Raw genomic sequence first — 19017 nt, forward strand, 5'->3', positions numbered from 1 at the left:
TCAGGTTTCAGATTCGAGGTAACTGAACCGTAAAACAACTTCCCCCGCGCTCGCCGGGTCGGTAACGAATATCACCGCCACAGGCTCTGATCTTTTTTCTCGCCATAAAGAGACCAAGACCAACACCCTCAATATTAGGTAAGAGATCAAAGTGCAATCGTGAGAAGGGCTGAAACAGGAGTTTCTCTTTCTCTGTTGGAATGCCGATGCCGTCATCAATCACTTTAATCAGCAGACTTTCCTCATCATCGGAAAACATCGCTTTCAGTTCGATCTGACCACCGGGCTGGGAATACTGCAGTGCATTCTCCAGCAAGACCTTAAACACTTCCCGTGCTGTTTCCGCAGGAATCGGGCTCATAGCCTCCTGATCCAGCCCCCATTCGAGCATCTGAACCGATTTCTGAGCCGCCTGCGCCTGATAACGCTGATACATACCGGCAAGGACAAAAAAAGGATCGCATTTTCCCTGCAAGCCCTGGGCAAGACTATCTTCCATCGTCGTCAGTTTTAACGCCTGATCAACAATATCCGTTAGTCGTCCACTGGCTTTGATAATTTCAGCAAGGGAGTCTTTCTGCTCAGAGTCCGTAACCTCTTCCTGCAGCAGCTGTGCAAAACCTGAAATCGCATTGAGCGGTGTTCGCATCTCATGGCTCATCTGGCTGCTGAACCGGGTTTTCTCTTCACTGGCAGCCTGAACTTTGGCCAGAGCTTCATAAAGCTCCTCAGTACGAACCTCCACCAGATCTTCCAGCTGATTCTTATGCGATTCAAGCTCTGCTTCAGCCTCTCTTCTGGCCTGAATCTCCTGATCCAACAAACTAGCTCCGGCTCTCACCCGGTTGACGTACCAGATAAAACACAGACTTATCACCATCAGCATCATCAGAATATTCGGGCCGATGGCATCATAAACATGATCAACCGTAAACGCGGGATACCAGGAAAGTTCAGCCAGCGGTATCCCCTGAATGTTCATCAGAGGCACTGCAGCTCGCTTAACACCAGGCTTACTGATCCGCAATGACGGGTGAGACACCGGATTCCCCGTATCATCAAACAGCGCCAGATGAATATCCGTTGACTGCTTATGACGACTCAGACCATCCAGCACGGACTGATCAATTCTCTTAAGCAGTAGCAAAGCAACTCTGTCATTGGCATCCGGTTGATAGCCATCTTCATCAGAGGTCACTAACGCACCATGAAGGGAGTAAAGGTTGCCATTGAAGCGAAAAAAAGCAGCTCGCGGCTTTGCCGGAACTTCCTGCCAACTGTTCATCAGCCGGGGAACAACCTGCTCCTGCCAGAGAGCCTTTTCCAGATCCTCTTTGGAAATCCCCTGTTGCGCATAGAGATCATCCCTCTGCCACCAGAGAATTTTTCCGTTCTGATCCAGCAACAGGCTCACAGCCAATTCAAAAGGTTTGGTCAGGTTTTCCCCGATCTCTCCTTTGGCCCAGTCCGGATCGAGATGACGGGTAAAATTCAGGGTTTCATCCCAATGAGCATAATCGCTCAGCACCAGATTGAGGCTTTTCTGCTTCTCCTCCAGTGTGACTATCATGGTTTGCTCTGAAAGCTCCGTCACAATCTCCATCTGCCGGGAGCGGGCATCGGATAAACTCCAGGCCAACATAGCCAGCCCCAGGATCACAATAAGAATGACAGGATAGGCCAGACTCAGAACACGTTGGCCGGAGGATATATTCTGAGCAACTTTCTGCTTATTCGGAGGGGAGGACTTCATTCACTCTCGCTTAGCCGCAATCAAATGCAGGGCAACAAACGTCGTATTCCAGGCTAATAAACACATCCGGTCAGCCCGGATTGCGCAGTGCTTGTCGTAACAGCTTATCCATAAGCAGGGGAAGTTTCTGGCTGAGATCAGATTCAAGCCTTGGAATCTCTACAAAGGCTTCAGCCAGCTTGTTTTTTCGTCGCATCCGTTGCGACATACCCGCAAGAGATTTACGGATATGCTCGGCTTTAGTATAGGAAACCAGCCAGTCATTTTTCACCATATAATGCACCATTTGCTGCATTGAATCCGGTTGCAGATCACGATAATGGATTAAAAGCTGATACTGGTTTTCAGCGAACGCAGATAAAGACTGACCGGAGTATGCTGACCAGGATCTCGCCAAATGGTGATCCCAGGCCATATCCAGCACGATACCCGCGTAACGGCGGTACTCACCTGAAAACTTGTCACGCAGCTCTGCAATGAATGGTGAATGATCAACAGTATGATCGATATGCCGATGATAGCGGATACCCGCGATCAACTCTTCCGCGAGCTGTTCAGGATAGTCCTGAGGCAGAAAGTCTAAAGCTTTCTCAACCGGTCCCTTAATGTGATCCGCCATCAGATTACCCAACCGAAAGATCTCTCCTTCTTCCCGGGCAAGAAAAGCATGTGCCAGATAGTTCATATCAACAACCTAAACCCAGCGTCTGAAACTCTGACTAAAGCCTGTTTGTTTCTAAAACCAGCTTATTTAAAGACAGCACGCAGCTCTTAACCGGCAAGACGCTTGATCGGTGCCCGTTCTGCCAGCAACACCTTAGAACCCTGATCAAAGCGGACGGTAATTCGGGTTTGGGCACCCGGCTCAATATGGGTTAACTCTCCCCGACCAAAAACCTCATGCTCGATCAGATCCCCGATGCGATAAAAGGTCGTATGGCTCGCCTTGGAAGCCAGACGCTTCGCTTTAGCCGGCCGTTTTTTTTTCTCAACAGGCCGCGAACCGACCTGAATCCCCTCAAGACCACTGGCAGAGAGGTATTGCCGGATCAGGCTAACATTCTCAACCATAAGCTCACGGTTTTCAGAACCGTCCGCTTTAAGGCGGTCAGCTACCATACGGCAGTCATCAAGATTCATTTCAGCCACAAAACGGCTGGGGCGTTTTTTGCGCTCTTCAGACAAGCCGTGATCCGTTAACAACCAAAGTGTCTCTCTGGCCCGTGTCATCGCCACATAGAAAAGGCGTCGCTCACCCTCCTCTGCCTTTTCATCAAAATCCGTAATATTCTGATAGCAGGGAAAGCTACCTTCCGTCAGTCCTGCAAGAATAACATGAGGCCACTCAAGACCTTTCGCTCCATGAACCGTGGTTATCGTGATGACATCGTCGTGATGGCTCTGACTGGCACCGGATTGTTTCTGCTGCTCAATATGGTTCAGCAACTGAGAAACACTCATCCTTTGCTGTCGAATATAGTTCACCAGCGCCTGAAGGGTTTGCTTACGCTCCTGAGCCTGATCCTTGGTCGCGGCAGCCTTATCGATCAGATCATAGGCATCGGTTTCCTGAAGCACCCGAATCGCCAGAGGGCCAACGGGCTGATCCGCCGGCTGACGTTGCAGCTCAAGAAGCAACTCAAGGCGCTTCTTCAGACGCTTAGCGGTATAAGGCTTCAGATCCATGCCGGAGATAATCGAGTCAGGACTTAAGCCATGATGCTGTACCTGCTGCTGAATCCCTTGTTGCTCGCCCTGACTGAGAAATAATGGCGGGAAGCTCAGCATCTGGCCCAGTGCCTCTCCCCCTATCTCGGCATTAGCCTCACCCGCTGCTAATTGCAGATAAGCCAAAAACTGGCCGACCAATGGCTGATTGAAAACAAAGTGTCCCTGCTGATGCAGTCGGAACGGAATCTGCTGCTGCAGAAACACCAGCTGAACCGGCACACTCAGCGCCCAGCTGCGAACTAAAACAGCGATATTAGCCGCACCGGATTGCTCCAGTACTGGCTGGATCTGGCTCACAAGCTGATTAAGCTCCGGTAGCACCTGAACCTGAGTATCAGCATGATCCGGTGTCGCCAAACAAAGCCCTGCATCCCGGTTTTTATTTCGACCAATCAGATGATTAGCGGCCAGAGCCAGCGTTGCCCCATAGCGAAACGAATAAGACAGCGGGTAACTCACCGGCTGCTGAAACTGCAGAGCAAAGTCCCTCAGCATAAATTCTGGTCGGGCACCACGCCATTCATAGATACACTGATCGACATCCCCTACAACCATCACCCGAGCCCGCTCACCGGCCAGAATGCTCAGCAGGAACTGCTGGATGCTGTTGATATCCTGATATTCATCGACAATAACGTGGTCAAGGTGATTACTGATGCGGGTTTCAAGCTCGGGCTGAGCAAGAATCGCCATAGCAGGCCGGTAAAGCAGGTCCGAGAAGGTCATCACACCTTCACGGGCCATAATCTGCTCAAGCTGCTCAAAGGCTTCGATAAAGTATCTCTGGTCGTCCGGTAAGCCCAGCAAGCGGAACTGATCCTTTGGCGTTTCAAGATCCGCTTTTACCCGCTCAGCAAACTGCATAAAAGCTTCAAGATGATCCTTGTCCAACGCTTTGCGACGGGTCGCCTGATCGGCATTTGGCAATGCCTGATTGATCCCCTGACGTACCAGTTTCTCGTAGGGCCAGCCTTCTCTTACCAGCTGTCTGGGCTGCAGAACACCCCAGCGAACCATGCTTTCGCAAAGTTTATGGCCGATGGAGTGGAAGGTTCTGATATCCGGTTTAGGGTAATGCACCTGCTGACGTTGATATTCTCTTTGCAGCTTGGCTTCAAAGTCGACCCTAGCGGATCGGTTGTACATAAGCACCAGCACACGGCGTGGTTCATAACCCTGAGAAAGCAGAAACAGAACCCTGTGCACCAGTGTTGTGGTTTTGCCGGAACCGGCTACAGCCATCACCCGCGCATGCTCATTACCATGATGCACCACACGTTGCTGTTGGGGTGTCAAATGCAGAGGGGCAGAAAAAATATTAACCGGGTCAGGCTGAACAGATGGGGACACAGGATCTCTCAAAACGTTTAATATCGAACGGATATACTAGCGTAGAACTCAGAAGCTCAGTGCTTGCAGCACTCAAAAAAGAAACAAAACCGAGGAATAGATAAAGATCGGCATCCGAACACAGGATCAGGGATCAGGGATCAGGGATCAAGCAATGAGCGGATTTATTCCGGCAACTCGCCCAACGACCAATAACAGTCATCACTTTTCAGCCCTAGAAAAGTCTTACCATCCTCTTCATAAGGTTCAGCCTGCTCGATCAGCTGATAGAAGAGATTCCGGTGTAACCGCCCCATTAATCCAGCGCGGACATACAGATAGGGTTCAGGCTCACCGGTATCAGAAACTGAAACCGTAAGGGGATGCTCTTTATCCAACAACACCTCATCACCCACATTAGTGACAAAGCGTAGTTTGCTCTCTACAGGCTCAAGCTGTTGAGTAATGACAAAAGGCACATCATCGACCTGGATGCCAACCTTTTCGACCGGAGTCACCAGAAAATAGCGATCATCTTCCCGCTTTAAAATGGTGGAGAACATACGAACCAAGGCAGCACGACCGATCGGTGATCCCATATAGAACCACTGGCCATCTTTAGCGATGCGCATATCGATATCACCGCAAAATTCAGGGTTCCACTTTTCAACCGGAGGGAGGCCTTTTTCCCCGCTGTTTTTGTCGATGTGCTGAGCCAATTGTGCCGGTGAAAAACTGCCGGATAACATACTTTCTCTCCCGTAATTTCTGCCTGATATTTTAACGCAGTAACGGAGAAAATGCTGTGGCTAAAACCACTAGAGATGACTAACCCAACAAAAATAAGACCATATTATTTAAGCGGATAATCCATCAGATAAGGTCATTCAAAATAATAATGAAAACATTTCACGCACAAATTAAGTGCACAAACCAGCCTAATACCCTGAAACAGAAAATGAAGTGGTTATAGTTTAGAAATTGCAGGCATAAAAAAAGCAGCCGAAGCTGCTCTTTTGTTCATCGTAAAACAGACTTACGATGAGTAATATGAGGGCAATTCCTCATATTAACAGGATCAGGAAACTTTCCAGCCCTGTACAGTTTCTTTACCGTACTGCTGGATCCACTCCTGATAATCTTTCTGACGGCCACCGCGTACAGTGATCTCTTCGCCAGTTTGAGGGTTCTTGTAAACACTTGGCGTACGCTTACGACGGGATTTACCTGCCTCAGCTACATCTTCATCGCCTGCAAACAGAGCAATCAGATCAGATTCAGACTTATCGAACTGCTTCAGTACATCTTCAATTGCAGTTTTAAAAGCCAGCTCCTGTTTCAGCTCTTGCTTTTCTTCCATCGCCTGCAGTTCTTCCTGCAGTTGGCGCATCAGACGTTCTTTCTCACGATATTTATTGATAATAGACATTACTATTCTCTTCTTAACATACAGGTGTTGGGGGAAATGGGGTTTCTTATCTCAGGCAACTTTATGCAGTGATGCAGGAGTTACACTCTCTTTGCATTACATACGCGCACGATTGTCTTTCAGACCACCTTCAGTACTCAAAACATTCTTTATTGAATAACTTTAGGGGGAGAATAGACTTTGAAGACCCTTTCAATACGCCTGAACAAGAAGCTTTAATGCAAGTAATACTAATAGTACTTATATGGAATTACAAGAATTAATAAAGCCCCATCAAATGATCCAAAAACGATCTTGCTTGCATTCAGAGGCTTTATTAAACAACAGAGGTTAGCTTATTAAATATTTTGCAGAGCAATATCAGAGAAACGCTCGCTATGTGAAATCGCCTGCTCAATCTGATTCAGCATCATCTCTTTATCCCGACCTAAAGTACCTTTCAGAACCAAACGGTTAGAAATATGATCGGAACGAAAGACCGTTGATTCAAGATTTAGTTCAGAAATAAATCGATGCATTTCTGAGAACAGGCCTTTGTTGTTTAATTCAACAAAGTCGTTACCAAAATCATCAACAAATCGCTTAGGACCTCGATGGAAGGTCAACACCAAGGTCGACAGGTAATCCGGCTGAGCCTGATTGATCAGCCGGGCAGAATTAACAGCATGCTGTTCTGACAATTCAGCTCCGCCTAAACCATTCAGCACCATAACCGACGTTTTAATACCCGCCTGCTTTATTTTTTCCAGAGCCGATAACGTCGATTCAGCGGTTTCACCCTTTTTAATCCGGGTTAGTACTTCATCATCACCTGATTCAACACCGACATAAAGAATAGATAAGCCGTTATTTTTTAACTCAATTAATTCATCAACCGTCTTTCGGGCAACATTACGCGGTAAGCAATAAGCTCCTACACGTCGTAACTCCGGGAAGGCTTTATTCAGCGCCTGAAGAATGGTCAGCAAACGCCGGGAGGACAGCACCATCGCATCACCATCCGCCAGAAATACCCGACTGACGCCTATCAGCTGTTGCCCTGAGCGGTCAATATCCGCAAGAACTTCAGCCTCTTTTCGGGCAGAAAACTTCTTCTGAGGATCAGTATACATCTCTTAACTATAACCATAAAAAACATACCAATCCAGTGAGTGAGTGCGCAAAGCAAGGGCTTTACATATAGTATGCATACTAAATTGACATAACAAAACATCACGGCAAAATGCAGAGGGCTCTGCCCTCTCTTCGCTTCGCTCGATTCACCCGAGGTATTTAATGACCAGCGATGATTTTCCCTGTCGGCAGTAGCGCCTTGTTATCCCAACTAGCAGGTCTCATCGTTTATCATTTTTTGCAAACATCAACTTACCAATCATGAAAATAGACTCACCAACATTGGAGATCAATTGTTGCCCTTGTCTTAGAAATGAGCTCTCTTTGTCGATTCCTGCAAGTTCTAAGGCTTCTCCGATACCTGAACTTGTGGGGTGCGCATCGCCTATTCGCATATCATAAGCACCTACAATTGGCCCAAAAACTCTACGAGCATCATCATTACCAACCTTCTGGGATAGGATGTCTTGTAGTATTTTGATGGAGCCAAGTTTGTCTTTGTTCTCATGCTTTGATAGCGTCCTCAACTCTTTGACATTAAGCCTATCAGAGAAAGCACGGACAATTTCTTTGGCTAGTCTCAGCAATGAGGCTTGATCTTTGCTTTCGAATCTTGATATTTGCTTTAAGGCTTCCGCAAAATCCAACTCATGTGAGAAAAGAGAGACATCAAACTCTCGTCTGAATCCGTCTTCAAGCATGTTCATTACTTCTAAAAACAGCACCTCTACTGCACGTGTGGATGCAGGTTGAGCTTTCACTTGTGAATCGAACAACTCACTAGAAATCTTGCCTTCTGGAACAGCATTATGTGCAGCCCATATATGTTGCTCCCACGAAGGGAGGCGAGCGATGTCATAAGCATATACGGTAATAAAATCCGCAGAGTTTATTCCAAAGTGAACTCGATATCCGGACGTTGAACGGATAGAACCTGTTTCAGATGTATGCCATTCAAGCGAGAAGCCGCGAAGCCCTAACAATTCATTTACAATACTTGAACGAAACCACAGCCATCTTCCAACGTATTCACTGTTCAGCTCCGATGATGGGATACGAGTACTATCTGTTTCGACGATGAATTGAGGTAGATTTGTATCAGCATCCCCTCTGATGCGCTTGCTAATGCCCTGATGATCAACCCATTCATCTCGCCAAAACTCTCCTTCTACCCGCACACCATCATAGCCGGACCTATTCCCTTCAGACTTTTCATAATCAGTATTTTCGTTTGTTTCAGGCCCCATTATGGGAGCATCTTCCTCTTCATCTACATCAGTGCGCCAAGAACGAAGCATTGCCCAACTTCCACCAAAGACATCATTCAAACTCCGAATAAGCAGTTCATATTGGCCTCCATCCCTCTGCTCTTGGTGACTTTCCAGACCAGAGTATTCACTATTTTCAAGCGAGGGTACGTTTTCCACTCTTTGTCGATAGTACGAGAGCTTTAGAGACAAATCTCTAGCAGCTAGATAGTCCAATAGGAACTCTTTTTTGATTTCGATTAGGCGTGGCTGCCCTTGCTCATCGAGAATCTCCCGAGCCACTATTACAAAATTTTCTTCTGGCCTTACCCAGTTATTCCCTTCTTTTATAAGTCGAAGCGCCACCACCAAGTCAGGGTTTAATCCCCATAAGGTTCCGCCAACTACAGGTTGAGGATATTCAAAAACAAGGTGGATTCCGATTGGCTCTTTGTCATTCCATTCATACTGATCAATTGGGGAATAATAGCCATCCTCGTAGGCGTAGGGCTCGGGAGTACGTCCAATACCGATGTCGCCCCAACTAGCTTTCTCAGCTATTTTTCTGTGCTCGGGAGGAAATGCCACAGAACCGCAACCAAAGTATTCGGCAACATGGCCCGCATAGTAAGCATTTCCTTTTTCATCTTTAACGGATGCTCTCAATGGCACCCAGGTGGAGTTTGAAAAAGTCCGGCGTGTTTCCCTCTTTTGAAGAATCCAATCTTGATTCATTAATTGCCAACTCCCTTGGTATCAGCGTACTGCTGGTTGTTTTGAATTTATTTCACTCGGGTGATTTTTTGTCGATTAAGTCTTCTGAATGATATGGGCCTGTCAATTTCTTTTGAGCCTTCATTCTGTATTTCATCAATGCATTCTTCTAGCAGCCCATAAATTTCACTTGCCGGACTTTTGAAATTCGTTAGCGCCAAATTGAATCTATCTTGCGCCAAGCCTCCAAATCTTCTGTGCATACCCAGAACCACAACCTCACCAGTCTCAACAAGCTGCTTTTCTGTAAAAGCAACCAAAACACCGTCTTCTCCGCGCTTACTTCTCATCCTAAAAAGGTAAAGTTCATGGCGCTTTTCATAGGGACACCATGTGCCACATACGAATTCTGTGTGCATAGCCTCAAATTCTGCCATTGATAGTTTGTATCTACTTGCAGAGTGCAAAGCTTCGTTGATGGAATATTCAACGAAATTTGCTATGACTTCCCCCTTAAGCAAACCTTTGAAATCGTTGTCTAAGAATGTGTCATCATCCCAGTTCGAGATACCTCGCGAATCCAATGGGTTTTTCTGACAATGCCGGATAACTTCATATTTAATAGCATCAGAAAAGCCTTCCCTAGAGTAGCTTATTCTTAACCTTCCCAAGTGTTCACTTATGCTATTAAGTATATGTTGTGCTGTTAGTGTGCTTCCCGCAAAACCTATAAAGAAAGGCCGCTTTTCATATACCTGAGAATATCCTCTGAAAGAACCATCTGGCATGAAATCTGGCTTCCATAGCCTTGCTTCCATTTCGTAAACTTTTCTAAATCCATTTAGAATAGTTCTTCCTCCCTGATGGCTGGTGATTGCGCTATCAGCAATAGCAAAAAGGCCATCAACCTTCATTTCAGGAACATAGGGTCGAGCTTCATCGGAGAACCTTGAGTAATCTACCGATTTCTCATGCTCATAACCCGCAATCACTAAAGTCATAACATCCCTCTCTGGTCTTCCTTCTTAGATAGTGTATTGGCTAAGTGAACATAGCCGCATAAAAAGCATGTTCCTTATAATACTTTCAAAAAGTAAGCTATATTCTTAGAAATGGATAAAACTGTAACCAGTTATCCCATATTGCACAGAATGTAGGCGGTAGCTATTATGATTTGGCGGCACAGGGAGAGGTCCCGTTGGCCGTGACCGGCGAGGAGGGGGATCTTGTGCTTTAAACAGCCAACCCCCAATTCCCTTAGGCAGCCTCTTGAAGCAATTCTCGCAAGAAACTTAACCTCCTGTTCGCATTGCTTGTCTTCTTCACAATCTCCGCAAACTCATTTGCTCTGCCGACCAGATGAATCTCTGATTCGGCCCGTGTAATAGCTGTATAGATCCAGGCCCGGTCTGTAATCATTCCCTTTTCTACCGGAACAATAATACGAGGAAACTGAGAGCCTTGAGCCTTATGCAAGGTGATTGCATAGCCAAGCTCAATACAATCGAGAAGGTCTTCACTGATCTGAATTTCTTCACCCGTATCCAGTGTCACGACTCCAAACATGGCAGCGTCATCCTCCTCAGCAGGAGTGAATACCGCTGCTGTTAGCCTGCCGAGGGAGCCGTTTTGGATACCAATCTTATAGTTGTTTTTGGTGAATAGGATAGGGTCCCCCTCCCTTATATCCAGAAAGAGTTCATCCCCATCCATTGTAAACTGAAGCCTGGCACCATCTGCATTGATGAGCTGCTGACAGTCTTTGTTTACGGTGTGTACGAGAGCCTTTGTCGCCCCAAGAATTTGTGTATTGTGTGGTGATTCAGCGTACAGCTCTTTACACTTATCGACTACGTCATCCACATGCGTTTCGTGGAAGGTGATTGAGCCAATAGACAGGCTTTCAGGCAGAGCCCCTTGATTGATCGTTGCAGAGTATTCAGGTATCCCCGTTGAGCCTTCTTGCCGCTTAACGATGTCCAGCTTCACAGTGGCAATCAAACCGGATTCAATGATATCGGACAGAACCTTGCCGCACCCAATAGGAGGCAGTTGATCGGGGTCTCCAGTGAACACGATGCTAACCGATGGATCTATGTGAGTGATGATCTGATACATCGTCGGCAAGTCAATCATGCTGGCTTCATCAATGACAAGGAGGTGCTTTGGTTTAGCCAGACACGGTATGACAGGGTCTTTTAAAAGAAAGCGGGCTACCGTCGAGGTTACAAAGCCAATGCTTTCATGCAAACGCATGGCTGCACGCCCAGATAAAGCCACAGCATGGATCTCGTAGCCCAGCGATTCATAAGCCCTGAGCACAGTCCGCAGAACGGTAGTTTTACCCGTACCAGCGCCTCCTGTAATACAGGAAACAGTGTTCGTTAGGCTGGATTCAACGGCTTTGATCTGTTGTTTCGTCAGGTCGTAGGGAAGCTCTGATACAGCCGCAACCATCGCTTTGAAAACGGTGTCATTTTCAGCCTTTATTTTCGATAGCGCTATCAGTCGCTTGGCAACGACAGACTCCATCATGATCTGGGCAGTAGGATGATAGGTTCCGGTCTCCTTTCGGAGAATGAATTGACCGTTGCGATAACCGTGGGTTAAAGCCTCTGCCGCTAGCTCTTTATCGCCTCCAAGGAGCTTAACGACTTCTGGCTTGAGGGATCGATGGTTGGAATAGGTGTGCCCCTTTTTAATTTGATTTCGCAGAGCACCTTCCACAGCTGCAGCAAGCCTTGCAGGTGAGGATTTACCCATTTCCATTTGTTCAGCAATGGTATCAATATCAGCAAAAGGCACCCCAAAACCCAGTAGCGCATACGGGTTGGACTTGATGACCTTGATCGTCCCTTCATCATGGTACTTGATAATGCGCTGCTGGATACGCATAGGTACACCAAGGGAGGTCAGCCAGTTAGCAGAGGCCAAGTTCTTGTATTTGGCGTACCCCTCGTACAAAGCATCCACTGAGACATCACTGAGGATGCTTCTGAGCTGCAATCGATGTTCAGAAGTATCTGACTGCAGCATGGCGTGGATATCCTTGCCAAACGCATCCCAGAGGGCTCTGGCTTTAGACTCACCAATACCAGTGAAATCTTTCTCCGAAGCGATAAACCGGATCAGCGCTTCACCTGTCTCAGGCAATGTGCATTCCATCTCATCTGGAGACTCATATACGTGCTGCTCCAGTTCATAGCTTCCAGAGGTAATGGTCTTTAGCTCTCGCTTTCCATTAACTCGCCAATGCTGGCCTATTGCAGGCTTAACCGGCAGAGCCTGGAGTTCGCACTGAACAGAGACAATATATTTGCCACTGTTTATGAGGTAGCTATCAGGCCTTAAGGGAACGCCGGTGAATATAGCGTATTTCGAACCGGTATATTGGCAACTGGTAACACGAAAATATGCTTCATTCATGGTGCAATACCGTACTCTGTTAGCACCTCCGATAGCTCACCGTAGCGCTTTAGTTTTGCTTCCAAAGTCGCCACCCTGGCTCTTAGCTCGACAACCTCATGCTCAAGTAATGCAAGCCGCTTTGACTCCATATTTCTCTTTTTCACACCTGGATCGTAGGCCTTTGGAGCAGACTTCTGTGCTTCAGTCTGAGCTGCCATTGGCGGCAGGACATCCCGATCTCGCAAGTCATGTTCTAATGTTTCCAGCGCTTGTTTAATGGCAGGATTTTGGCGTAGTGCGCTTTTACCAATACCGGTGGCTTTAGCGATTTCGCCTCGGTTTAGCTGCCCCCGAAAAATGATTTGCTTGAAGTCTTCGTCAGTTTGCGTAGCGATCCAGCGCTGAAAAGCCGCAAGGTTTAGTCGCGCTTTTTCCTGTCCATTAGCCATGATTCAGACTCAACACTTTTTCAATCGCATTTAGGTATCCATTTGAAAAGATAGTCATGCCATTTACACCTATGACTTTTCCATGCGGCCCTCGAACCCAGCCCTGTCGAGCCAGGAACTCATCAGACACAGCTTCTTTCAATGCATCGATTTCATACTCCAGAAAGTGTGGCAACTGAGGTTCTACCACTGCTTCAGAGCCAGCACGGCAGTCAATTTTCAGTTGCGTGATCGAGGCATATCTCTGATTCTCTGCTCTCAGATGGCGTACTTGAGCAATCAGGTCGAGCACCAGAAAGCGATGAGCCGGATTTTGAAGCTCATCCACCCAATCATGTTTACCTCTCACAGACTTGGCTGCCGATTTTCGATTCTTTTTATGGCTTAACTCACGCCAAGCTTCAATCAAGGCTCGATACGGTTCGCCAGTCTTATTCCTGATGGTCTGGGCCCCAGGCACACCTCGGCTGGCTCCCAAGCGAGCTATCGTAGTGATTTTGAAATCAACCGAGCCCGACTCGAAAAGCTCCTTGCAGACCGTGTGCAGGGATTCAAGCGACTTCCTTGAACGAGCACTTTTTAACTGACTCTGCACTGCTTCATAGACTGCGTTCGGATCACTCATTGTCATTCTCAACTCCGATTGGAAATTTCAGAGATCCGTGCATGACGGATTCGATCTCATGACGTATTTCGCCAAGCTTCAGCGGCTCAGCCAAGTCTTCCAGCAAGATCTGGCCGTTAACCAACCGATCTGCAACATGCCAGTCATTTTGCGTCACTTGCATTATCAACTGGACAACCTGATTCGCAGCCTTGAGCTGCTGATCTTCCGTCAGCCGGAACATCGCCGGAGCAATGCCGTTTGTGTCTGCCAGTTTATCCAAGACCTGGCTGAGTAGAGGCCGCGCTCTTGACGCACTGGCACTTTCGTAGATTTCGGCATTCGCACATACCTCAGCCAAAAGCCGGAAGTCGCTTTGCTGCTCCGCGAGGTGCATAGTCATTTCAACGTAATTGTCGCTCACAATTAACTGATGCTTATCTGACTCGGTTTTGCTCAAGAGCTCTGTAGACTGAGTAATGAGCTGATAAAAATATTGGAGATCACATAGCAGCATATCGAGTTTTTTGGCCTTCTCTTCAAACGCCGAAAGGACTTTTTCCCGCCTCCTTTCCTGTTCAAAAACCTTTCCGGCATCCTGCGCTAAAGACCGCATGTCATTAAGTTTCTCTTTCTCTGAATGAAGATCATGGTACTCCTTGCGGGTTGTATTGATTTCAAGAATGATCTCGTTGGAGATGGCTGATAGGCCTCCGAGGAAGGCTGGACCAGTGATGAAGAACCGGCACCGTGGACAGTTTCGTGCGCCCAAGTAGCCACGGGCAACGGGCGAATAAAGAGCCTCAGCTTTCCGATCCAGCAATATCTCGCCCCCTTCTTCACACTTGTTCCCAGCCATCGGACATATTCCTATGCTCATCACTTGAAAAGCAGCTGCCGGCCAGTCTGAACTCAGGTATTGATCCATTGCATTTCGATCTGTTGCGATCAGCTCTGGTCGTGCCTCATCGATCTTCTTCTGAATGATAAGATCCTGATAACGATCTAAGCTTTGTTCAAGTGATCGTTTCTCCGCAGCCGCCAGCTCCTTTCTCATGTGTGTATGGCCTACTTTTGTGTAGTAAAGCGTCATCACCAGAGATGAATGTCCCACCAGCTTTGAAATCACAGCAATCGGAGCTCGGCCATCGACAATGTAGGCCGTGATCAGGCTGACACGTAGCGAGTGAGGTGTGAACTGACTTTCATAATCAACGGAGTTCTTCTTGGGCTTCATTTCAGCCAGATCTTCACCGGGCTGCTGGCTGTGAAACAGTATCGCAGGCAAAGTCCGCGAGAATGCGGTTACCGTAAACATAGGCGACACTTTATCTTCACAAGCCAACGAAGCCGGGTCACGGAACAGAAATGCTTGCTTTCCACGCTGCTTCAACACATTCGTGTTCTGTCTAAATCGGAGCTTAATTTGCGTCCAAGGGGTTAGTTCTTTAAGTGGGTTATACTTGGCCTGCCAGTCACGCAACTGGATGATCCAGTAGGCCAGATCGTCGGGCAGGTAGGGGATATGGTAACCACCCTCTTTATGACTTGTCTTATTTGTTGTGATGTAGGAGCTTAGATCACCATCATCACTACCTTGTCGAATAAAGCCTTGGTTGCGCTTTCGGGTAGCAAGATGACTGGTGTTTTTTATCCAGCGGATCTTTCCTTCACGAAAAACCGGAATGGAGTCATCACCTTCTCCACTATCAAGCCAACAGATTTGTTGGCCTCGGAGAGGCATGGACAGCAAGACATAATTAGCAACAAGTTTGACGGGCGACCAGAGCTCATAGACCCACTCTTTAAAGCGTTCGCCACCTTTTGGTTTGCGATCTTTTTCCCTAGATCGGTATATGCAATTCGGATCGTTTTTATCAATCAAACTAGGATCAATCTCGAACCAGCAGTCCTCCAAAAAAGGATGCAATGAATAGAGGTCTCGAAAGGATGTAGCATCCGGTGGAATCAGATGCTGCTTGGCCCTGAGAATAGCAGACATGGGTAGAACAGGCTTATTCGACTCACTACGGCGAGCCGATGGCAGCTGATCCAGAAAACCCTTGAGCACCGTTCGCAGCGGATTGCGAAATCCAGGCAGAGCAACCAACTCTCCATCCTCATCCTCATCCGAACAATAATTTTCCTGAACCCAATCGTAAAAATCCACACAGATGTTGTACCGGGCTTTCTTAACGGTATCTCCTGTTGCATGAACAAAATCAATATAAGCTTGCTCTAAAAACGGAATATCCCTCGAAAGCAAAGCCCCCGGATCATCAATTAACTGTTGTTTTGCAACAAAGTCTCGGAGAAATGCTTTCAAATGCATTGTTTTAGAGCTTTGATTTGTCCCTTCCTCAATATAGCGCTCAATGGCTTTCCAAATCTGGGGATAAGCAGTCTGGCTTTCATCAACGGTACCTAAAAAATGAGACCAGCCCTCCCAGTCCTCTGCATAGTACTCACTAGGGCACCCCGCCAGCTTCGGGTCCTGTTTGTAGTCATGTAGGTATTCCGCCTGTGTTTTGAAACCCAACGCCTTCGCGGCGGCTGATGCCTCAGTTAGCGTTGCATATTTTTCTGTACCCAAAAAACGAGGCCAGCTCTCCCAGTCCTCCTTGTAAACTCTCTCAGGATTCGCTGGCAGCTTCGGGTCTTGTTTGTAGCCCTGGTAGTATTCCGGCTGTGATTTGAAACCCAGCAGCTGTGCGGCGACTGAGGCTTCAGCAAGCGTTGCATATTTTTCACCTGGCCTTTCTGTCCCCAGGAAATCAAACCAGCTCTCCCAGTCCTCCTTGTAAACTCTCTCAGGATTCGCTGGCAGCTTCGGGTCTTGTTTGTACCCCCGCAGGTATCCCGCCTGTGATTTGAAACCCAGCAGCTGTGCGGCAGCTGAGGCTTCAGCAAGCGTTGCATATTTTTTTTCTGTCCCTAGAAAATCAAACCAGCTCTCCCAGTCCTCCTTGTAAACTCTCTCAGGATTCGCTGGCAGCTTCGGGTCTTGTTTGTATCCCCGTTGGTATTCCGCCTGTGTTTTGAAACCCAACGCCTTCGCGGCGGCTGATGCCTCAGCTAGCGTTGCATATTTTTCACCTGGCCTTTCTGTCCCCAGGAAATCAAACCAGCTCTCCCAGTCCTCCTTGTAAACTCTCTTAGGATTCGCTGGCAGCTTCGGGTCTTGTTTGTATCCCCGCAGGTATTCAGCCCCTGTTTTGAAACCCAATGCCCGTGCGGCTGCTGAGGCTTCGGCAAGCGTTGCGTATTTCTCTTCTGGCTTTTCTGTCCCCAGGAAATCAAACCAGCTCTCCCAGTCCTCTGCGTAGTATTTTTTAGGGCTCACTGGCAGCTTCGGGTCTTGTTTGTATCCCCGCAGGTATTCAGGCAGTGTTTTGAAACCCAATGCCCGTGCGGCGGCTGATGCCTCAGCTAGCGTTGCATATTTTTCACTTGGCTTTTCTGTCCCCAGGAAATCAAACCAGCTCTCCCAGTCCTCTGCGTAGTATGTTTGAGGGCTCACTGGCAGCTTCGGGTCCTGTTTGTAGCCATGTAGGTATTCCGCATGTGTTTTGAAGCCCAATGCCCGTGCGGCGGCTGAGGCTTCCGCAAGGGTTGCGTATTTAGTCTTCATGTGAAATACCTTTTTTGATTTCAGAGTAAGCTATCTTTGGTGATAGCTGCTTCAAGTGTGCTCGCATCTGCTTGTCAGTGAGACCCGTATAGACCTCCTGACTTTCTATCGATTTATGATGCAAAGCGTTTTTAATAATCAGTGAGCTGGATTTAGCATCAGCCAAAGCCTGACCGTAGGAGTGGCGATGAGCGTGAGCGGTTGTACCTGCCTCTTTGGAGAATGGCAGGCCAATCCGCTCCACTGCCCTTTTGAGCGACTGGTTATAGCCTTTCACTGAATACGGCGCTCCTGTACGACTGGTAAAAGCATACGGGTGCTTGCCGTCATCCGGAGACCGCTGATATTGAAGATACAGTCGCCATAACTCGTAGAAGGTTTCACCAGCAGCCTGAGGGAACCACCAAACCTTCAAGTAGTGCTTATCTTCGTCATCGAGTTTTGGGTCCTTCCAGCCTGCGTGTAATGTATGAGATTTCGGGTATTCGAATCGCGGCTTCAATCCGTACTGCTGAAGCAGCACTTCACGGCGACTTACGCTGCCCTGGCTTCTACCACGGTCAGGATGAAAAACTTTGACGAGTGCCGTTACATTGTCGCCATCATCGAAGGGCATGATGTCTTCCAACCAGAGCTGGAAGCATTCACTGATTCTGAGTCCGCCATGGTGCATAAGCATCGTAATCAGCACATTCTTCAGATCGAGTCGTTCATAGACCTTATTGCTGGTCTCAAAGCCATAACGAACAAATCCATTCCAAAGCAGGTCATCAATACGACCTTCCGGAAAGCTCTTTTTGCTTTCCGTTCCTCCGGATTTTGAAACCCGCCTCGGCATGACATTTCGATAACTTGAAGGGGCAGGTTTGCTCGCCCAGAGGTGTGATAAAAATGCGCGGCGTTTTTTCTGAAAGTAGGCTGCGAGAGCCATCCATTCTTCGTGACTTGTAGGTTTGACCTCAGGATTTATCTTGAATTTTTTGTCTTCGTTCTGAGTCGCAAGCCAGTCGGTGTAGTCCGTAACCAGATTGATCAGAAAATTTGCATCTTTCACCGCGCGCGGCTTCCAGCGCAGCCCGCTCGGGTCTTCACCATCTTCAGCAACGGTGCCGGTATAAAGCGAATTGGCAAACTCACGAAAGAGGTCATACGAATTCGCAAAACAACCTTCATTTTGCTTTGTGTAATCAACTAAAAGACGAACGGCATAAACACTGCGATCTTTCCAGCTCTCAGACTTGTTGCGATGAACAATTAAGTAATCGAGATAACTTCTCAGCAGGCCGTCGTCCGTGATAATCACAGGCAAATCTACAAAGACTCCTGTGTTATCTACTTTGACGCTTGCTTTGACACAGTTACTGTTCAGCATTTTTCCGTACTTTTAGTATTTAGTTTATAGAACTATAAACACAAATCCAGCATAAAAAAAGAGCGAATTCCAGGTTTTCACTCTTTTGGGGCTTGTTTCAGTATGTTTTTTTTATACTACTAATCGCAAAAGCTGCATTGATTCCAGCTGCAGCCATTGGTTACCGGCAGAATAAACGATTTGGCCTCACTGGGAGGCCGATAGACAGGTTCAATATACTGAACAGGAAAATCATCA

13 protein-coding genes are annotated in these 19017 nt (G+C 47.5%); all 13 read right to left on the reverse strand.

Annotated features, from left to right (window positions below):
- Positions 1-7 precede the first annotated feature (7 nt).
- The 13 genes from BV405_RS08590 to gmtY all read right to left on the reverse strand — a co-directional run bounded on the left by BV405_RS08590 (position 8) and on the right by gmtY (position 18780).
- Positions 8-1753 (reverse strand): sensor histidine kinase, encoded by a 1746-nt coding sequence (locus tag BV405_RS08590; RefSeq protein ID WP_086480457.1) that lies wholly within the window; start codon positions 1751-1753, stop codon positions 8-10.
- A gap of 70 nt (positions 1754-1823) precedes the next feature.
- On the reverse strand, positions 1824-2438 hold the full coding sequence (locus BV405_RS08595; RefSeq protein WP_086480458.1) for an acyl carrier protein phosphodiesterase: 615 nt from the start codon (positions 2436-2438) through the stop codon (positions 1824-1826).
- 86 nt (positions 2439-2524) lie between these two features.
- A complete protein-coding gene (locus BV405_RS08600) occupies positions 2525-4834 on the reverse strand; it encodes an ATP-dependent helicase (RefSeq protein ID WP_140054534.1) in 2310 nt (769 codons plus the stop codon).
- A gap of 164 nt (positions 4835-4998) precedes the next feature.
- On the reverse strand, positions 4999-5562 hold the full coding sequence (locus BV405_RS08605; protein ID WP_086480460.1) for a DUF1285 domain-containing protein: 564 nt from the start codon (positions 5560-5562) through the stop codon (positions 4999-5001).
- A gap of 329 nt (positions 5563-5891) precedes the next feature.
- A complete protein-coding gene (locus BV405_RS08610; protein WP_086480461.1) occupies positions 5892-6242 on the reverse strand; it encodes a histone-like nucleoid-structuring protein, MvaT/MvaU family in 351 nt (116 codons plus the stop codon).
- 338 nt (positions 6243-6580) lie between these two features.
- Positions 6581-7354 (reverse strand): radical SAM protein, encoded by a 774-nt coding sequence (locus BV405_RS08615; RefSeq protein WP_086480462.1) that lies wholly within the window; start codon positions 7352-7354, stop codon positions 6581-6583.
- A gap of 222 nt (positions 7355-7576) precedes the next feature.
- Positions 7577-9337, reverse strand: a complete 1761-nt coding sequence (locus BV405_RS08620; RefSeq protein ID WP_086480463.1) for a hypothetical protein — start codon at positions 9335-9337, stop codon at positions 7577-7579.
- A 47-nt stretch (positions 9338-9384) separates the two neighbouring features.
- Entirely contained in the window at positions 9385-10317 is a 933-nt protein-coding gene (locus tag BV405_RS08625) for a hypothetical protein (protein WP_086480464.1), read from the reverse strand.
- Between the two features lie 256 nt (positions 10318-10573).
- Positions 10574-12742: an AAA family ATPase gene (locus tag BV405_RS08630; RefSeq protein ID WP_086480465.1), complete on the reverse strand. Its 2169-nt coding sequence runs from the start codon at positions 12740-12742 to the stop codon at positions 10574-10576.
- On the reverse strand, positions 12739-13173 hold the full coding sequence (locus BV405_RS08635; protein ID WP_086480466.1) for a VPA1267 family protein: 435 nt from the start codon (positions 13171-13173) through the stop codon (positions 12739-12741). The genes BV405_RS08630 and BV405_RS08635 overlap by 4 nt, the downstream gene beginning before the upstream one ends.
- Complete coding sequence (gene gmtX, locus BV405_RS08640; RefSeq protein ID WP_217895609.1) at positions 13166-13804, reverse strand: gamma-mobile-trio protein GmtX; 639 nt, start codon at positions 13802-13804, stop codon at positions 13166-13168. Before gmtX ends, BV405_RS08635 begins: the two co-directional genes overlap by 8 nt.
- Positions 13791-17408, reverse strand: a complete 3618-nt coding sequence (gmtZ, locus tag BV405_RS08645; protein ID WP_086480468.1) for a gamma-mobile-trio integrase GmtZ — start codon at positions 17406-17408, stop codon at positions 13791-13793. Before gmtZ ends, gmtX begins: the two co-directional genes overlap by 14 nt.
- Positions 17398-18780 (reverse strand): gamma-mobile-trio recombinase GmtY, encoded by a 1383-nt coding sequence (gene gmtY / locus BV405_RS08650; protein WP_086480469.1) that lies wholly within the window; start codon positions 18778-18780, stop codon positions 17398-17400. Before gmtY ends, gmtZ begins: the two co-directional genes overlap by 11 nt.
- Positions 18781-19017 lie beyond the last annotated feature (237 nt).

This window comes from Oceanospirillum sanctuarii, from assembly GCF_002150805.1.
In the GTDB taxonomy this organism is placed as follows: domain Bacteria; phylum Pseudomonadota; class Gammaproteobacteria; order Pseudomonadales; family Halomonadaceae; genus Oceanospirillum; species Oceanospirillum sanctuarii.

What these genes read in the sequence shown, in the direction of transcription:
- BV405_RS08595 (WP_086480458.1), bottom strand. Translation starts at nt 2,438, where the DNA reads ATGAACTATCTGGCACATGCTTTTCTTGCCCGGGAAGAAGGAGAGATC.
- BV405_RS08615 (WP_086480462.1), bottom strand. Translation starts at nt 7,354, where the DNA reads ATGTATACTGATCCTCAGAAGAAGTTTTCTGCCCGAAAAGAGGCTGAA.
- BV405_RS08625 (WP_086480464.1), bottom strand. Translation starts at nt 10,317, where the DNA reads ATGACTTTAGTGATTGCGGGTTATGAGCATGAGAAATCGGTAGATTAC.
- BV405_RS08620 (WP_086480463.1), bottom strand. Translation starts at nt 9,337, where the DNA reads ATGAATCAAGATTGGATTCTTCAAAAGAGGGAAACACGCCGGACTTTT.
- BV405_RS08590 (WP_086480457.1), bottom strand. Translation starts at nt 1,753, where the DNA reads ATGAAGTCCTCCCCTCCGAATAAGCAGAAAGTTGCTCAGAATATATCC.
- gmtX (WP_217895609.1), bottom strand. Translation starts at nt 13,804, where the DNA reads ATGACAATGAGTGATCCGAACGCAGTCTATGAAGCAGTGCAGAGTCAG.
- gmtZ (WP_086480468.1), bottom strand. Translation starts at nt 17,408, where the DNA reads ATGAAGACTAAATACGCAACCCTTGCGGAAGCCTCAGCCGCCGCACGG.
- gmtY (WP_086480469.1), bottom strand. Translation starts at nt 18,780, where the DNA reads ATGCTGAACAGTAACTGTGTCAAAGCAAGCGTCAAAGTAGATAACACA.
- BV405_RS08610 (WP_086480461.1), bottom strand. Translation starts at nt 6,242, where the DNA reads ATGTCTATTATCAATAAATATCGTGAGAAAGAACGTCTGATGCGCCAA.
- BV405_RS08630 (WP_086480465.1), bottom strand. Translation starts at nt 12,742, where the DNA reads ATGAATGAAGCATATTTTCGTGTTACCAGTTGCCAATATACCGGTTCG.
- BV405_RS08605 (WP_086480460.1), bottom strand. Translation starts at nt 5,562, where the DNA reads ATGTTATCCGGCAGTTTTTCACCGGCACAATTGGCTCAGCACATCGAC.
- BV405_RS08635 (WP_086480466.1), bottom strand. Translation starts at nt 13,173, where the DNA reads ATGGCTAATGGACAGGAAAAAGCGCGACTAAACCTTGCGGCTTTTCAG.